The 16,786-nt window shown below is 36.0% G+C and carries 8 protein-coding genes and 1 tRNA gene; 6 read left to right on the top strand and 3 right to left on the bottom strand.

Going from position 1 to position 16,786, the window contains the following annotated elements:
* Window positions 1-267 precede the first annotated feature (267 nt).
* Together Q0829_RS10165 and Q0829_RS10160 are read left to right on the top strand one after the other, a co-directional pair.
* Window positions 268-6,069: a glycosyl hydrolase family 18 protein gene (locus Q0829_RS10165; protein ID WP_298542084.1), complete on the top strand. Its 5,802-nt coding sequence runs from the start codon at window positions 268-270 to the stop codon at window positions 6,067-6,069.
* Window positions 6,070-6,248: 179 nt separating this feature from the next.
* Entirely contained in the window at window positions 6,249-9,833 is a 3,585-nt protein-coding gene (locus tag Q0829_RS10160; protein ID WP_298542082.1) for a cellulase family glycosylhydrolase, read from the top strand.
* A 229-nt stretch (window positions 9,834-10,062) separates the two neighbouring features.
* Here Q0829_RS10160 and Q0829_RS10155 read toward each other — a convergent pair.
* Together Q0829_RS10155 and rseP are read right to left on the bottom strand one after the other, a co-directional pair.
* A tRNA-Asn gene (locus Q0829_RS10155) sits at window positions 10,063-10,136 on the bottom strand.
* Between the two features lie 92 nt (window positions 10,137-10,228).
* A complete protein-coding gene (gene rseP / locus Q0829_RS10150; protein ID WP_298542079.1) occupies window positions 10,229-11,545 on the bottom strand; it encodes an RIP metalloprotease RseP in 1,317 nt (438 codons plus the stop codon).
* Between the two features lie 156 nt (window positions 11,546-11,701).
* On the opposite strand from rseP, the gene Q0829_RS10145 reads away from it, so the two are divergent.
* Entirely contained in the window at window positions 11,702-12,370 is a 669-nt protein-coding gene (locus Q0829_RS10145; protein ID WP_298542077.1) for an SCO family protein, read from the top strand.
* A gap of 49 nt (window positions 12,371-12,419) precedes the next feature.
* On the opposite strand, the gene Q0829_RS10140 is transcribed toward Q0829_RS10145, so the two are convergent.
* The gene (locus Q0829_RS10140; RefSeq protein WP_298542075.1) at window positions 12,420-13,901 is read right to left on the bottom strand and encodes a hypothetical protein; all 1,482 of its coding nucleotides are present in this window, start codon (window positions 13,899-13,901) and stop codon (window positions 12,420-12,422) included.
* Between the two features lie 331 nt (window positions 13,902-14,232).
* Here Q0829_RS10140 and Q0829_RS10135 point away from each other — a divergent pair, with 331 nt between their 5' ends.
* Genes Q0829_RS10135 through Q0829_RS10125 form a run of 3 tightly spaced genes read left to right on the top strand, consistent with a single transcriptional unit; the run spans window position 14,233 to window position 16,764 of the window.
* Window positions 14,233-14,460: a FeoA family protein gene (locus tag Q0829_RS10135; RefSeq protein ID WP_298542072.1), complete on the top strand. Its 228-nt coding sequence runs from the start codon at window positions 14,233-14,235 to the stop codon at window positions 14,458-14,460.
* A 14-nt stretch (window positions 14,461-14,474) separates the two neighbouring features.
* Window positions 14,475-16,571, top strand: coding sequence for a ferrous iron transport protein B (feoB, locus tag Q0829_RS10130; protein WP_298542070.1), 2,097 nt, complete (start codon window positions 14,475-14,477; stop codon window positions 16,569-16,571).
* Between the two features lie 40 nt (window positions 16,572-16,611).
* Window positions 16,612-16,764 (top strand): hypothetical protein, encoded by a 153-nt coding sequence (locus tag Q0829_RS10125; RefSeq protein WP_298542068.1) that lies wholly within the window; start codon window positions 16,612-16,614, stop codon window positions 16,762-16,764.
* The last annotated feature ends 22 nt before the right edge of the window (window positions 16,765-16,786 follow it).

The following is a 16,786-nucleotide window of genomic DNA, read 5'->3' as shown; positions in this document are numbered from 1 at the left end:
TAGCATTGGAACCTTTCAATGCTATTTTTTTATACATATACAATTACTAATTTCTGTGAAAATTACATAAAATAGAAATAGGTGTTTACTACTCAAAGTTGAATTAGATTTTTAAAAAACATCATAAAATTACGGTTATAGGATTTTCACCTCATAATATCTACAAAATGATGTCATTTATCTAATTAGTTTTTTGGCTTATATAGTTCTTTCTAATTTAAGATCCAGTTTAACATAAACTATTCAAAAACTTAAACACAAATCATCATGAAACTATTAAAACCTAAATTAAAGAAGTCTTCTTTTTATTTTGACTCCTGGAAAGTGCCATTATTACTGGTGTGTTGCTTATTCGTAAGTATAACTTGGGGACAAGTGAATACTGGAGGTGGTGCGACCACTGCCAATCATCAAAAACAAGTGATTGGATACATAACAAACTGGGATGCCTGGAAAGCCGCTAGCGCTGGAGTTCCTTCTGCAGGAGCACTAACACAATTAAATATAGACTACTCAAAATATACAATTCTTAACTATTCCTTTTTTGGTGTCGCTTCGGATGGATCTTTACATAGTGGAGATCTTAGAAACAAAGATATCTGGCAACCAGGAGCTATACAACAGCCAGGCGACCTTTTATATGGTGATGTCTATAGTAGTTGGGATTTTCATATCCTTTTTGGAGAGATAGAACCCATACAATGGATTAATGAAGATGTAAAACAAAGAGCAGAAGCTTTAGGATTTCAAGTTACTGTAGGAGGTAATACCTGGACTCATCCCGAATGGGGACTTAGTGGTGTTTTACCATTACCCCTTCCAAAAGAAGGTAGCGACGCAAAAGGTTTACTGGAATTAGCAAAAGCAAATGGTGTTAAAGTAATGGCTTCTCTTGGAGGATGGAGTATGTGTAAACATTTTCCTGAAATGGCAGCAGACCCGGCAAAGAGAGCTCGTTTTATTGAAGACTGTAAAAAACTTATCAATATGGGCTTTGACGGGATTGATCTAGATTGGGAATATCCAGGGCCTTTTCCGGGAATGAATTTTACCGGAACAAATGCAGATTATGTTAATTTCGAAAACTTAGTAGAAGAGATTAGAGAGGCTATAGGACCCGATAAATTGATAACTGCAGCAATGGCAGCAGATTATAAGAAATTAGAAGGATTCAATTGGTCCAGACTAGCCAATACCATGGATTATTTTAATATGATGACCTATGATTTTAATGGAGGGTGGTCTAATATAGCTGGACATAACGCACCTGTATACCCATATGATGGTGCAGAAGCACCGGATTTTAATTGGCAGACCTTATTAGATAAAATGAAAGGTATGGGAGTGCCCGCGTACAAGATTAACTTTGGCGCTCCTTTTTATGGAAGAGGAGTTGTTACAGATGGAACTGCAGATTTAAATGCTCCAACTGTAAAAAGAAATGTAACGATACAGCCTGATGGTCCAGTAAGTACAGCAGCTGATTATACAAACTGGCCACAAGAAGTCTATGATGGTACACCTAATTACTTTTTTATCAAACAAAAAACAGGATCAGGAAGTGGTTGGACCAGAAAATGGGATGATCAGGCAAAAGTACCCTACATGGTAAAAGGGAATTTCTTTTTAAGTTATGATGATGAAGAATCAATAACCGAAAAAGCGAAGTTTATTAATGCTAATAACCTTGCCGGAACCATCATTTGGACCGTTTTCGGAGATCTTGAGTTTTCTGGATCAGCACAATCTTTTGGTACAAAATTAAAAAGATGGTCTACTATAAAATCACCTTTAGTAAATACTTTGAACGAAGTATTCGCTAGTGGAGGAGTAGGAAATACACCTCCGACAGTAAACATTACATCTCCCGAAGACGGTGCTATTTTCGAGGCTGGAAGTAACATTCAAATTTCAGCTGATGCTAGTGATCCAGATACTGATGGGAGCGTCGCCAGAGTTCAATTTTATAGAGGAACAACTTTGTTAGGAGAAGATACAACTGCTCCGTATAATTATACCTGGAACAATAGTACAGCAGGAAATCATGAAATTATCGCAAAAGCATACGATGATAAAGGGGCTAGTGCTACTGCAACCATAAATATCTCTGTTACAGGTATTGGAGGAAATGAATTACCAACCGTAACCATTACCTCGCCTGATGAAGGAGCAACTTTTACGGCTGGTGCGACAGTTGGTATTTCTGCAGATGCTATAGATACTGATGGAACTATAGATAGGGTTGAGTTTTACAATGGTAATGTATTGCTTGGTGAAGACATAAGTGAACCTTATAATTACAATTGGTCTAATATATCTGAAGGGAATTATACCATTACCGTAAAAGCTTATGATAATGAAAATGGAGAAGGATCTTCTTCAGTTTCAATAAATATAACAACTGGAGATTCTTGTACTGCACCTGAATATGTTGATGGTCAAGTATATGTTGGTGGTGATCGTGTTTCTTATCAAGGAAATGAATATGAAGCTAAATGGTGGACACAAAACAATGACCCGGTAACGAATCGCGAGAATGTATGGAAATTAATAGGCCCTTGCAGTGGTGGACAAAGTGCTCCACAAGTAGCTATTACTTCTCCAACATCAGGACAATCTTTTGTAGAAGGCAGTGCGGTTACTATAAACGCAAATGCTTCAGATGCTGATGGTACTGTTTCTAAGGTTGCATTTTATGTAGATGGGAATATGATTGCAGAAGATACTTCTGCACCATACACAACTAATTGGACAGCTACTTTGGGGAGCCATAGTATTACAGCAAAAGCAACAGATAATGATAATCAATCTACTACTTCAACAACTATAAGTATTAGCGTTACTACTGATGGTGGATGTACCGGTAGCAATAATTTTAAAGTAGTAGGGTATATGCCTAGTTGGCAAGGAACTGCCAGCGCTGTTCAGTACGATAAACTAACGCATATCAACTATTCTTTCTTATTACCTAATAGTGATGGTAGTCTACGCCCTTTAGATAATGTTTCAAAAATGCAACAACTCGTTTCTTTAGGACATACGCAGGGAGTGAAAGTACTTATAGCAGTTGGAGGATGGATGGATGGTAATGATTCTCCATTCACCACTTTGGCAGCAAATCCGACAACAAGGACTACTTTTATAAATAACTTAGTCAATTTTGTAAACCAATACGATCTAGATGGAGTAGATATGGATTGGGAATATCCGCGTGAAGGTAACGAGCCTCAAAACTTCGAATTATTGATGCAAGAGTTAGGGCAAGCCATGCACAGTAGAGGTAAATTGTTGACCGCTGCTGTAGTAGTTTCGGGATGGAATGCTGATGGAGTTTTGAACGGAGTTTTTGATGATGTAGATTTCTTGAACATCATGGCGTATGATGGTCCGGATCACGGTTCTATGGGTCAGGCTCAAGGTGGTTTGGATTATTGGCTAGGAAGAGGATTGCCAAAAAATAAAGCAGTATTAGGAGTTCCTTTTTATAGCCGCCCTCAGGCGCAAAGCTATGCTTCGCTATTAGCACTGGGAGCGGATCCGAATAGTGATACTTTTCAAGGAAACAACTATAACGGAATTCTTACCATCAAAGCTAAAACACAAATGGCTCTAGATCGTGCAGGTGGAATTATGATGTGGGAGCTCTCACACGATACTACAGATGCTAGCACCTCATTATTAGCAGCAATCAATCAAGTGGTAGGTGACCCATGTGAACCCGATAATGTAGCTCCGCAAGTGGCGATAACTGCACCTGTGTCAGGTGCATCATTCACACAAGGTACCAATATTGGAATATCTGCAAATGCTTCAGATACCGACGGGACTATAACCAAAGTCGCATTTTATGTTGATGGAAGTATGATTAATGAAGATACATCCGCTCCATACACTGCAGATTGGACAGCCACAAACGGGAGTCATACCATTACCGCACGTGCAACAGATAATGATAACGCTGTTACGATATCTACAGTAGTTTCTATTACAGTTACCGATGATGATAACATCTCACCCACGATAAATATAACGAGTCCGGCTGATGGGGCTTCTTTTAATGTTGGGGATAGTGTCACTATTGAAGCCAATGCAGATGATACGGATGGTAACGTAACCAAAGTAACTTTTTACCTGGATGGAAATATAATTAGCGAAGATACTTCAGCTCCATATTCAGCAAATTGGACAGCTACAAATGGTAATCATATCCTCACTGCTAAAGCGACGGATAATGATGGAGCATCGACCACATCTTCTGTAATAAATATAACTGTGAATACAGATAGTGGTGGCGAGTGTGATGAAGCACAATATGTAGAAGGCGGAGGATATGCTGCAGGTAGTATAGTACAAAATGATGGTAATACATACGAATGTAAGCCATATCCGTATTCAGGATGGTGTAACGGTGCTGCTTGGGCATATGCTCCGGGTACTGGTACATACTGGCAAGATGCCTGGACGTTAGTTGGCGAATGTGACGGGAGCGGTACAGGTGGAAATGAAGCTCCAACGGTGTCTATTACACAACCAACAAATGGACAGACATTTACGGAAGGAAGCACCATAACAATTAATGCTTCAGCTTCAGATAGTGATGGAAATGTAACAAAAGTAGAGTTCTTTAGAAATGGAACATTCATAGGAGAGGATACTACTAGTCCTTATAGTTTTACCTGGAACAACGCTTCTACAGGAAATTATACACTGAAGGTAAAAGCAACTGATAATGAAGGTGCTGCGGGAGAGTCTGAAGTAAGTATTTCTGTAGGCTCAATCAATCCGCCAACCGGAGGGGATCTCCCTAAAAGAATTTTAGTAGGATACTGGCATAATTTTAATAACGGTTCTTCAACTCCAAAATTAAGAGAAGTATCCGAAAAGTGGGACGTTATTTGTGTTGCTTTTTCAGAACCAAAATTTGGTAGTCGCTCTGATATGACCTTTAACCCTTATGAAATTTACGGAAGTGCTTCAGAGTTTATAAATGATGTTGCAACCGTACAGGCAAGAGGACAAAAAGTATTGATTTCTATTGGTGGAGCAAACGCTACGGTAGAATTAAATACATCAGCAGAAAAGAATGAGTTTATAAATTCTATGACCTCTATTATTAATACGTATGGGTTTAATGGACTAGACATTGATTTAGAAGGAAGTTCACTTTCTTTAGCGGCTGGAGATACCGATTTTAGAAGTCCAACAACCCCAAAGATTGTTAATTTAATCGATGCAACTAAACAAATACGAAATAATGTAGGTGCAGATAATTTTGTGTTGAGTATGGCTCCAGAAACCTTGTATGTACAAGGAGGATTTAGTGCATATGGCGGAGCTAGTGGAGCTTATCTACCAGTTATTTATGGATTACGAAGTGAGATGGATTATATCCATGTACAGCATTATAACACAGGATGTATGCTGGGGTTAGATGGTCTTTGTTATTCATCAGCAACTGCGGATTTCCACGTAGCCATGGTAGATATGTTATTACAAGGCTTTCCTGCCGGAGGGAATCAGTTCCCTGCACTAAGACAAGATCAGGTAGCAATAGGATTGCCAGCTAATACAAGTGCAGCAGGAAGTGGATATACCACACCGGCAGAAGTGCATAAAGCATTAGATTATATTATAAAAGGACAATCTTTTGGAGGGAGATACACCTTACGTAATCCTTCAGGTTATCCTAACTTTAGAGGATTAATGACTTGGTCTATTAACTGGGATATCGTTGCAGGTTTTGGATTTTCTAATCCACATAGAGCCTATTTAGACGCTTTAGATCAGAGAGCTCCAGAAGAAATACTGGAAAAAGAAAGCTTGAAGATGTATCCTAATCCTTTTACATCAACGGTTAATATCTCGTTTGATTTAAATAAAAATAAACCAATCACTGCGGTTGTATATAATCAGATTGGTGTTAAAATCGCTGTTTTGAAAGAGAATGAAAAGCTTTCTTCCGGAAATCACAATATGCAATGGGATACGGATGGTATTCCAAGCGGGATTTATTTCTTAAAACTCTGGATGGGTAAAGAAATAAAAACAATGAAACTGATTAAACAGTAATATTTCCTCTAATATTTTTTTGAAATTTACCTCTCGTCTTCTTTTAAAATGACGAGAGGTGAATTTTGCTGTTAACAACTGCTTCTTTAGCAAACATCTTTATTAGATAAGAACTTACACCTAATACTCTTAAATGAAAGCTTATGAAACCTCAATTTATAATTTCAAAACATAAAATTTTGATCCATATTTTCTTATGGATTATTTTCTTCGGAGCAAAAATACAAGCACAAAACCCCGTAGATAAAAACGGACAACTAAAAGTTTGCGGAACTCAATTATGCAACCAGTATGATAACCCTATACAGCTACGTGGAATGAGTACTCACGGAATTCAATGGTATGGCTGGGGAAATTGCCTGACAGAAAACTCCTTAGATGCATTAGCATATGATTGGGAAGCCGATATTCTACGGATTTCATTGTACGTTCAGGAAGGCGGGTATGAAACAGATCCGGTTGGATTTACCAATCAGGTAAGCAGATTGATTAATGAAGCTACAGAAAGAGGAATGTATGCCCTGGTAGATTGGCACCAATTGAACCCTGGAGATCCAAATACAAACTTGGAAAATGCCAAACGATTCTTTACAGATATTGCTAACCAGCATAAAGATAAAAACAATATTATCTATGATGTTTGTAATGAACCTAATGGTTCTGGTGTCACCTGGAATCGCATCAAGACATACGCGGACCAAATCATTCCTGTAATTAAGAGTATAGATAATAATGCAGTGATTCTTGTAGGTACTCAGGGTTGGGCAACTTTTGGAGTATCAGGAGAGGGAACATTACAAGACGTTATCGACAATCCATTACAATTTGATAATGTAATGTATACTTTCCATTTTTATGCAAATAGTCATAGAGATACTTATCTCAATACACTAGATCAAGCTTCAGATCGATTACCTGTGTTTGTAACAGAATTTGGTAGTCAGGAGTTTACTGGTGATGGACCAAATGATTTTGCAATGACACAACAATTTATTGATTTAATGCGTCAGAAGAAGATTAGTTGGACCAGTTGGAACTATTCTGATGATTTTAGATCAGGAGCAGCCTGGCAAACAGGAACTTGCTCTGGAGGTCCCTGGACGACTGATAGATTAAAAGAAGCAGGAAGTTGGATACGAGATAAAATAAAATTCCCGACAGATGATTTTCCAGGAGATGACAACGAAGGAGATGAGCAGTCACCATATGGAGGCGTAGCTTGGAATATTCCAGGTAAGATTGAAGTGGAAGATTATGATCTTGGTGGACAAAATATAGCATTCAATGATGTTTCTATTTCTAATGAAGGAGAAAGCTATCGCGATTATGCAGTAGATATTGAACCCTGTTCTGAAGGTGGATTTAATGTAGGTTGGGTAAAATCTAATGAATGGTTAGAGTATACAGTGGATGTAGGCGATACTGGAGATTATGATGTTGCATTTAGAGTTGCAGCAATTACATCAGGGAGACAATTTCATTTAGAAGCGAATAATGTAAATATTAGCGGAATTATAACCGTTCCTAATACGGGAGGATGGCAAAACTGGCAAACGGTATCCACTACAGTTTCTTTGAATAAAGGAAAACAAGTGATTCGAGTGGTTATGGATAGTGATGATCTAAATATCAATCATATGATATTTAACAATCAATCAGGAACTCCTAACCAATCTCCAATATGTACACTGACTTCTCCCTTAAACAATCAAGAATTTGTAGAAGGAACTACTATAACGATAAATGCCAATGCTTCAGATAGTGATGGTACAATCTCCAAAGTCGAATTTTATAATGGTTCTACTAAGCTTGGAGAAGATACAAGTACACCATATCAATATACAATAACCAATATATCAAGTGATGTTTCATATATTTTAAAGGCTAAGGCTTTTGATAATGAAGAGGCTACGAAAGAATCAGCTCCAGTTACTATTGTTGTAAAAACTTCTGGTGGAGATGAAAGTTGTGATGCAGCTTTATATATTGATGGGAATAACTATCAGACAGGAGATATAGTACAAAATTTTGATAAAAAATATGAGTGTTTAGTTGGAGGATGGTGTTCTATAGGTGGGCCTTATACTCCAGGAGGAACTGCAGATTGGGCATGGCCTTCTGCTTGGAAAGAATTAGGAACTTGTACAAATGGGGGAGGGAATAATCAGGAACCTATAGTCTCAATTGCACAACCTCTTGCAGGATCTATTTTTCAAGAAGATGAAACGATTACTATAACAGCTGATGCAGAAGATCAAGATGGTAATATTAATAAAGTAGAATTTTTTATAAATGGAGTTAAGATAGGAGAAGACACAGTAGCTCCGTATGTTACTAATTGGATAGCGGAAGAAGGCAATCAGACAATAATAGCTAAGGCAACAGATAATCTTGGAGCAGCTACTGATTCAAATTCCGTTACTATTTCTGTAGGTAATGTTTCACCACCAGACACAGGACTTCCTGCTAGAATCTTGAATGGGTATTGGCATAATTTTCAGAACGGTTCAGGTCTGATTCCTCTGAAAGATGTTTCTTCTAATTGGGATGTGATTAATGTATCTTTTGCAGTATCAAAAGTTTCTCCTACAGATGGAGAAATAGAGTTTCAATTAGATCCGGTATTTGCAGATATTAGCTATAACACAGCAAATTTTAAATCAGATATTCAATTTTTGCAGAGTCAAGGAAAAAAGGTGATTATCTCTATTGGTGGAGCCGAAGGACAAGTACGTTTAAATACTGTTTCTGCAAGAGATAAGTTTATTACTTCTATGATTACGATCATAGAAGAATATAATTTTGACGGAATGGATATTGATTTTGAAGGACAATCTTTGTCCTTTGATTTAGGAGATACAGATTTCAAGAATCCTACAACACCAGTGATTGTTAATACAATTAATGCGGTACGTAGTGTTTGTGATCATTTTGGGGATAATTTCATTCTTACAATGGCACCAGAAACCTTTTTTGTTCAATTAGGATATTCATTTTACGGAGGTATTTCTGCAGGAGCAGATCGCAGAGCAGGAGCCTATCTTCCATTGATCCATGCATTAAGAGATAAACTAACCTTTTTACAGGTTCAATACTATAATTCAGGATCTATTACTGCATTAGACGATCGTTTTTATGCAATGGGCAATGCAGATTTCTATGTGTCTTTGGTTGATATGCTATTAAAAGGATTTCCTGTTACGGGAGACAATAGTAAATTTTTTCCGGGATTAAGACCAGATCAAATATTAATAGGAGTGCCTGCAACTGTTAATGCAGGAAACGGATTCACGGGATCACAAGGAGTAATCAATGCTTTGGACTATATAATTAGAGGCAATTCTTTTGGGGGACAATATTCTTTATCTCAAATATATCCACAATTAAGAGGGGTAATGAGTTGGTCTATAAATTGGGATCAATTTGGAAGTTTTGCATTTTCCGACCCTGTTCGAGCCTATTTAGACGGTTTACAGCGGAGAAATTCAGGGCAAGAATTAATAGAAAAAGAAAGTTTTAAGATGTACCCTAATCCTGTTACTTCCGAAGTGAATATTACCTTTAAACTGAATAAAAACAAACCAATCACTGCTGTTGTATATAATCAGATCGGGGTTAAAATAGTAGTATTAAAGGATAATGAAAAACTATCCTCTGGGGAACACAATTTGCAATGGGATACGGATGGTATTCCAAATGGAATATACTTTTTAAAACTCTGGATGGGTAAAGAGATAAAAACAATGAAGTTGATAAAGCAATAAGCTTTTGAACTATCATACTCGAAGTGTATGAAAATACACTTCGGGTATTTATTGATTTTCTTTGTGTTAAACCGAAAGGAATATCTTTTAATATTTGATAAAAACCTTATTTCTTTAATGTTAACAATCCAAATGGGAAATTTTGGTTTGACTTTTCAGCGTTTAAACGAAAATAATAAGTAGTAAAAACAAAAAAGCCTCAACTTGAATAAGTTAAGGCTTCTTTCAGCTCCCCCTCTTGGGCTCGAACCAAGGACCCTTTGATTAACAGTCAAATGCTCTAACCAACTGAGCTAAGGAGGAATTTTGGTTTACAATAGAGAAGTGTTTTTCTCTTTTGCGAGTGCAAATATATACTAATTTTTGATACTCAAAAAGATTTTTTTAATTTTTTATCAATTTCCGAAAATTGCACGGTAGATATCATTACCATTTGCAAAAAGCAATAAAGCAATCAAGATTACAAAACCAACTAGTTGTGCATACTCCATAAACTTATCATTAGGCTTTCTACCAGCGATTATTTCATATAATAAAAACATCACATGTCCACCATCCAGTGCAGGTATAGGTAAAATGTTCATAAAGGCTAAAATAATCGATATAAAAGCCGTTGTACTCCAAAAAGCAGCCCAATCCCATACAGGTGGAAATAAATTACCTATAGCGGCAAAACCACCAATCTGTGTAGCTCCTTTTTTAGTGAATACATATTTAAATTGTGCTATATAGTCATGAAGCTTCCAATAACTGTAATCAAATCCTTTGCTAATACTCTGACCAAAAGAGTATTCTTCTCGGTTAATTTTATAAAAAACAGGCAAGACTCCTATTGTTCCTTCCTCATCAGTTTTTACAGTAATAGTATTTTCAGATCCGTTTCTTAGGTAAGTAATATCAATTTCTTTGTCTTTATTAGCACTCACTTCTTTTTTAAATTCGTGCCACCAAGTAATATTCTTTCCGTTAACAGATGAGATTTTATCGCCATTTCTAAGTCCAGCAGCATAGGCGGGTCTGTCAACCACTACTGTATCCAATACAGTTTTGGTTCTAATACCAAATGGTTTCATAACACCTTCCTCGAACATTGTTTGACCAATATTTTCTGGAATATCTATAGTTTTTGTATTTCCATCAGCGGATAGTATTGTAATATTTTTTACCTCCCTTAAGAAAAGATACATGTTAATATCCCTAGCATCTTTAAAATCTTCTCCATTTACCTTAAGTATTCGATCACCATCCTGAAAACCATACCCTTCAAAAAGTTCGGCTACTTCATATCCATCAGGAACATCCTCTATCGTAACATAAGAAGTTCCCCAGGTAAAAATAATTACCATATATATTAAAAACCCAAGAACAATATTCACAGTTACACCACCAAGCATAATAATTAATCGTTGCCAAGCAGGCTTAGATCTAAACTCCCAAGGTTGAGGTGGGCCAGCCATTTGCTCTTTGTCCATACTCTCATCGATCATCCCGGCAATTTTTACATAACCACCAAGAGGTAACCATCCGATACCATAAACAGTTTCACCGATTTTTTTCTTAAATAGCGAATATTTTACGTCAAAAAACAAATAGAATTTCTCTACTCGGGTCTTAAATAATTTAGCCGGAATAAAGTGTCCTAATTCATGAAGAACGATTAGAATGGACAAACTTAATAATAGCTGTAATGCTTTTACAATAATGGGACTCATATGGTCTTATTCAAAATTAAATCACGCAAAAGTAACCTTTTAGAGTAGTTTATGAAAGAAATCTAGTCTACAGATTGAGGTTTTAATATTTTTTTATGGAAAACTGTAATTCTGTAAAAGATAATCCTTGTAATTTTGTAACACTAAATTATAGGTATGCTTCGATTCTTTGCCAAGTACAAATTCTTTGCCATAGTCTTATTTATTCTATCCGCGATTATTATTTCTATTATTTATTCTATTCTAAAACCAAAGCGAGTTCTTAGGGTATATGAACCTGATATGGTGAGCACAGAATTAGTTGATAGTACAGTACAACATGTTCGAAAATATCATAAAATAAAGGATTTTAGTCTGTTAAATCAGAATGGAGAGAAAGTAACCCAGGCAAACTATGAAAATAAAATTTATGTTGCTGATTTTTTCTTTACAACCTGTCAAACGATTTGTCCAATAATGACAGGGAATATGAAAAACATTCAGAAAGAACTAAAAAATGATTCGGAGGTTTTATTATTATCACATACAGTTATCCCTGAAACAGATGATGTACCTCAGTTAAAAAAATATGCAATAGAGAAAGGAGTAGATGATACAAAATGGAACATGGTAACTGGTGATAAAAAGCATATTTATGATTTAGCAAGAAAATCATATTTAGTGGCAAAAACTGATGGTGATGGAGGCCCTTATGATATGATCCATACAGAAAACTTTGTATTGGTTGATAAGAAGAAACGTATCCGTGGTTTTTATGATGGAACAAAGGAAGAAGAAATAAAGCGTTTATTGGATGATATAAAAGTACTAAAGCAATCCCAATAGCTAGGGATTGCTTTAATGTTCTTAAGAAATCAAACATGTTTAGTGTATTTTAGTCTAAAAAGATGACTTCTCCATCTATAACTTCAATTAACAATTTTAATGATTCATCAAAAATGGTAGGATTACCGTTGGCTAAGGGGTATTGAAAATGCCAATTAACAGGATTATCTGGACAATTGTTTAGTGGTCCGTTGAATTGAATGCCACCAAGTGTATAATTAATACCCTGAAAATCATATAAATCAGATACTTGATTAAAGGTGTCATTTTCTATAACATCATTACCGCTGTTCATCCATTGAAAACTACTTGCTCCAATTATCCTGATTCCACAAAATTCTTGAGGAATTTCATAACCACCTTCATTATTTTCAAACGCTGTTAATGCAGAAGAAGGAATGCTAATTTGAGGGTTGATTTGATCATCAACCAAAGAGGTAAAATCAATGATCATGTATGGGCTATTACCTGATACACTTATATAATCCGGAATAGGACCTGTATCATCATCGTTACCTCCTCCGTTTCCGCCACCGTTTCCACCATCGTCATCATCTTCAATAACCACATCTTCTCGATCCATCATAAAATCAAATTGATCCTGACCCATTGCATTTTTTACACGTAGGCGAAATGAAGTATTCGTTGTGGTTTTCCATGAATAAGAATATACTTTGGTCGTGTTTGCAGGAACTTCAAAACCTTCTGGATATGCACCATTGGGATTTTTCATAGATCTCCATTTTCCATTTGAATAATATTCAAAGTATAATTCTGGACCCACATAAGCGTCACAAGGTGGACTTTGACAAAAACCTCCAGAGATGTTAGAAGCAATATGATCATTATTTCTGTTTTGCACTGATTTGGCACAGATCTTTCCTTTCCATTTTTTGATTTTATTCATAACAGCGTGTAACCTGTATCTAGGTCCCTTATTACAATATGATGCTGGAACGCTGGCGCAGTCATTTACAAAACCATTATAATTATTAGGCGTTTTATCTAGTGCAACAAATTCCGGGGTTCCTAAAAATCCATAGGCGATGGAACTAGTAAAATCACGGTTTTTACAAGCAATTATTCTACGAGGAATTCCCTCATCTGCAATAGGTAAATCCAAGGCGGCGTCTCTTGCCCAACCCTGTTGTTGTAGCTCAAGATTTTTAGACAGTGCGTCTTTTTTATTAATTTCCAGAAAAGAAGGAACTCTGGTTCCAGGATCCGAAAGCGCCCAAAATGCTTCCTGCTCAGATAATTCTCTTCCTGCTAGTTTATTAATATTGCTTAATACAGAGCATTCATTGCAGTCGCTTTCTTCTAGGATAAAAGTACCCTTAAGCTGTCCGTCGTCAATATTGTGGAAACGAATAGTATTTCCATTAGATAGTGTAATCTTAGCTTCTGTACTTGAAACTTCTGAAAGCTGTTCTGAATTATTGTCTTTTGATTCTGTGATATCTGTTTTCTCGCAAGAGACCAGAAGGAAGATACATGAATATATCCAAATACTTATTTTTAAATTTCTCATTATTGTAAGGTTTTATGAGTTGCTGTACTTACTCTGTTTATGGCTTTTCAGTTTCCGCCTTTCTCTAAATTTAGATATGATGAAATTACAGGTGAAAGTATTGGTCGATATCCGAAAATTTTGAAATTCAAAGATTTCGGACGGATTTTGGGGGATTTAACTTAGTATCGACGGGGTTAAAAACTGTAGTTTTTAATATATGTAATAAGAAAAAGAGGAAAGTAACATTTTCTTTTTTAACTTTTTGTTACTGGTTTTTCCGTGTGATAGCTTTTTCAATACAGATTTTTCCACTACTTTTGCCTTGTTTAAAATTAATCTAAATAAGCACTTGAAAATAACTATTGCAAATCTCAAAAGAGGGCAGCGTGCATTGATTAAAGAGATTACTTCGGATTCGATCCCTCTTAAGTTGTTAGAAATGGGATGTCTACCAGGTAATGAAGTACAGTTATTACAGACTGCACCTTTTCAATGCCCCATGTACCTTACCATTAATGGCAGTCATCTTGCCATACGTAAAGAAATTGCTTCACAGATTGAGATTGAAATTATTTAATAGTATTACTTTTTATGGCCAAGCAGATTAAAGTTTCTCTAATCGGGAACCCGAATACAGGTAAAACCTCCGTTTTTAATTTGCTTACTGGCTTAAACCAACAAGTCGGCAATTATCCTGGAATTACAGTAGAAAAGAAAGAAGGTGTCTGTAAACTACCGCGTGGAGTAAAAGCTCATATATTAGATTTGCCAGGTACTTACAGTTTAAATGCATCCTCATTAGATGAAAATGTAGTTATAGAAATCCTTCTCAACAAAAAAGACAAAGATTTTCCGGATGTAGCTGTTGTGGTAAGTGATGTAGAAAATCTGAAAAGAAATTTACTGCTTTTTACACAAATAAAAGATTTAGAAATCCCTACGATTTTAGTCATCAATATGGCGGACCGTATGGATAGAAAGGGTATTTCATTAGACATTCCGCTACTCGAAAAAGAATTAAATACTAAAATAGCCTTGGTGAGTGCAAGAAAAAACCAAGGGATAGATGAGCTTAAAAAACTGATACTCTCGTATACATCGCTACCAACTAAACCATGTGTTGATGCATTAACCTTTGCACCAGAATATTTTGAAAGACTTAAAAAAGCTTTTCCAAATCAATCTCTTTATAAGCTTTGGTTGGTTATTACACAAGATGTGAACTTTAGAACAGTTGACAAGAAGGAACCTTCAATAGCGCCGGATTTTGAGATTAAATCAGAGAGTGAACTGAAGCGATTTCAACAAAAAGAGACTATTAAAAGGTATCAATTTATTAATGGAGTTCTTAAAAAAGGTCTAGTCGTTGATGAAAAGGCAGCAACAGGAATGCGTGCTAGGTTGGATAGAGTGTTAACTCATAAATTCTGGGGGTATTTTATCTTCTTTGCCATATTGCTACTAATCTTTCAGGCTATTTATGACTGGTCTTCGTATCCAATGGATTTAATTGATGAAGGATTTGCCTGGTTAAGCGAAGCTGCTAAATCAACATTGCCATCTGGACCGTTTGTAGATTTAATCACAGAAGGTATCATACCAGGATTAGGAGGAATCGTAATTTTTATTCCGCAAATAGCATTTTTGTTTCTTTTTATCTCCATTTTGGAAGAAAGTGGGTATATGAGTCGCGTGGTTTTCCTCATGGATAGGGTAATGCGAAAATTTGGATTAAGCGGAAAAAGCGTGGTTCCTTTAGTTTCGGGGACTGCCTGTGCAATTCCTGCAGTTATGGCTACCCGAAATATTGAGAACTGGAAAGAACGCCTTATCACGATTTTGGTCGTTCCATTTACTACCTGTTCTGCTAGACTACCCGTATATTTAATAATTATCACATTAGTTATTCCTGATGAGAAAGTAGGCTGGATATTTAGTTATCAAAGCCTAACACTAATGTTATTGTATTTTATTGGTTTTGGAGCAGCCGTTGGGTCTGCTTGGTTATTGAATAAAATGCTTAAGATCAAAAGCAAAAACTATTTTGTTATTGAGATGCCAGGATATAAAATACCTTTATTTAAAAATGTAATTATTAATGTGGTCGAAAAAACAAAAGCATTTGTTTTTGGAGCAGGAAAAATAATTTTAGCAATCTCCATAGTTTTATGGGTTTTAGCAAGTTTTGGTCCCAATGAAAACTTTAATAATGCAGAAGAAATAATGTCCTTAAAGTATCCAGATTTTTCACAAGAAGAATTGGATCAAAAAACAGCATCTTATAAATTAGAATATTCATTTATTGGCTATGCAGGTAAGGCTATAGAACCAGTTGTGGCTCCTCTTGGGTATGACTGGAAAATTGGAATCGGAATTATTAGCTCTTTTGCTGCCAGAGAAGTTTTTGTGGGAACATTGGCGACAATTTACAGTGTGGGTAGTGATGAAGAAGAAACTATAAAAAACAGAATGGCTGCTGAAGTAAATCCAGTAACAGGAATGCCTCTGTTTAATCTGGCTAGCGGAATTTCTTTATTGTTGTTTTACGCTTTTGCGATGCAGTGTATGAGTACTTTAGCTATTGTGAAACGAGAAACAAATAGTTGGAAATGGCCGATGGTACAACTTATATTTATGAGTATCTTAGCATATAGCGTGGCACTAGTAGCATATCAAGTTTTAAAATAAAAGTGTATTAGTTTTTGTATCTTTATTCGACTGATTAAATATGAATATTCTTATCCAAAACATATTAGTACTTATTGTATTTGCAATAGCAATAGGATTTTTGATCAAAAAATTCTTTTGGAAGCCTCAGGTCTCTTCTGTAAATAAAAAAACACCGGGTGCTTGTGGTAAAGGCGGTTGTGGTTGTCACTAATTGAATTATGACGACCATAATT

It is taken from the genome of uncultured Aquimarina sp. (assembly GCF_947492405.1).
Classification (GTDB): domain Bacteria; phylum Bacteroidota; class Bacteroidia; order Flavobacteriales; family Flavobacteriaceae; genus Aquimarina.
This window is presented reverse-complemented; position numbering and strand designations above follow the sequence as displayed.

What these genes read in the sequence shown, in the direction of transcription:
- Q0829_RS10165 (WP_298542084.1), top strand. Translation starts at nt 268, where the DNA reads ATGAAACTATTAAAACCTAAATTAAAGAAGTCTTCTTTTTATTTTGAC.
- rseP (WP_298542079.1), bottom strand. Translation starts at nt 11,545, where the DNA reads ATGAGTCCCATTATTGTAAAAGCATTACAGCTATTATTAAGTTTGTCC.
- Q0829_RS10145 (WP_298542077.1), top strand. Translation starts at nt 11,702, where the DNA reads ATGCTTCGATTCTTTGCCAAGTACAAATTCTTTGCCATAGTCTTATTT.
- Q0829_RS10140 (WP_298542075.1), bottom strand. Translation starts at nt 13,901, where the DNA reads ATGAGAAATTTAAAAATAAGTATTTGGATATATTCATGTATCTTCCTT.
- feoB (WP_298542070.1), top strand. Translation starts at nt 14,475, where the DNA reads ATGGCCAAGCAGATTAAAGTTTCTCTAATCGGGAACCCGAATACAGGT.
- Q0829_RS10125 (WP_298542068.1), top strand. Translation starts at nt 16,612, where the DNA reads ATGAATATTCTTATCCAAAACATATTAGTACTTATTGTATTTGCAATA.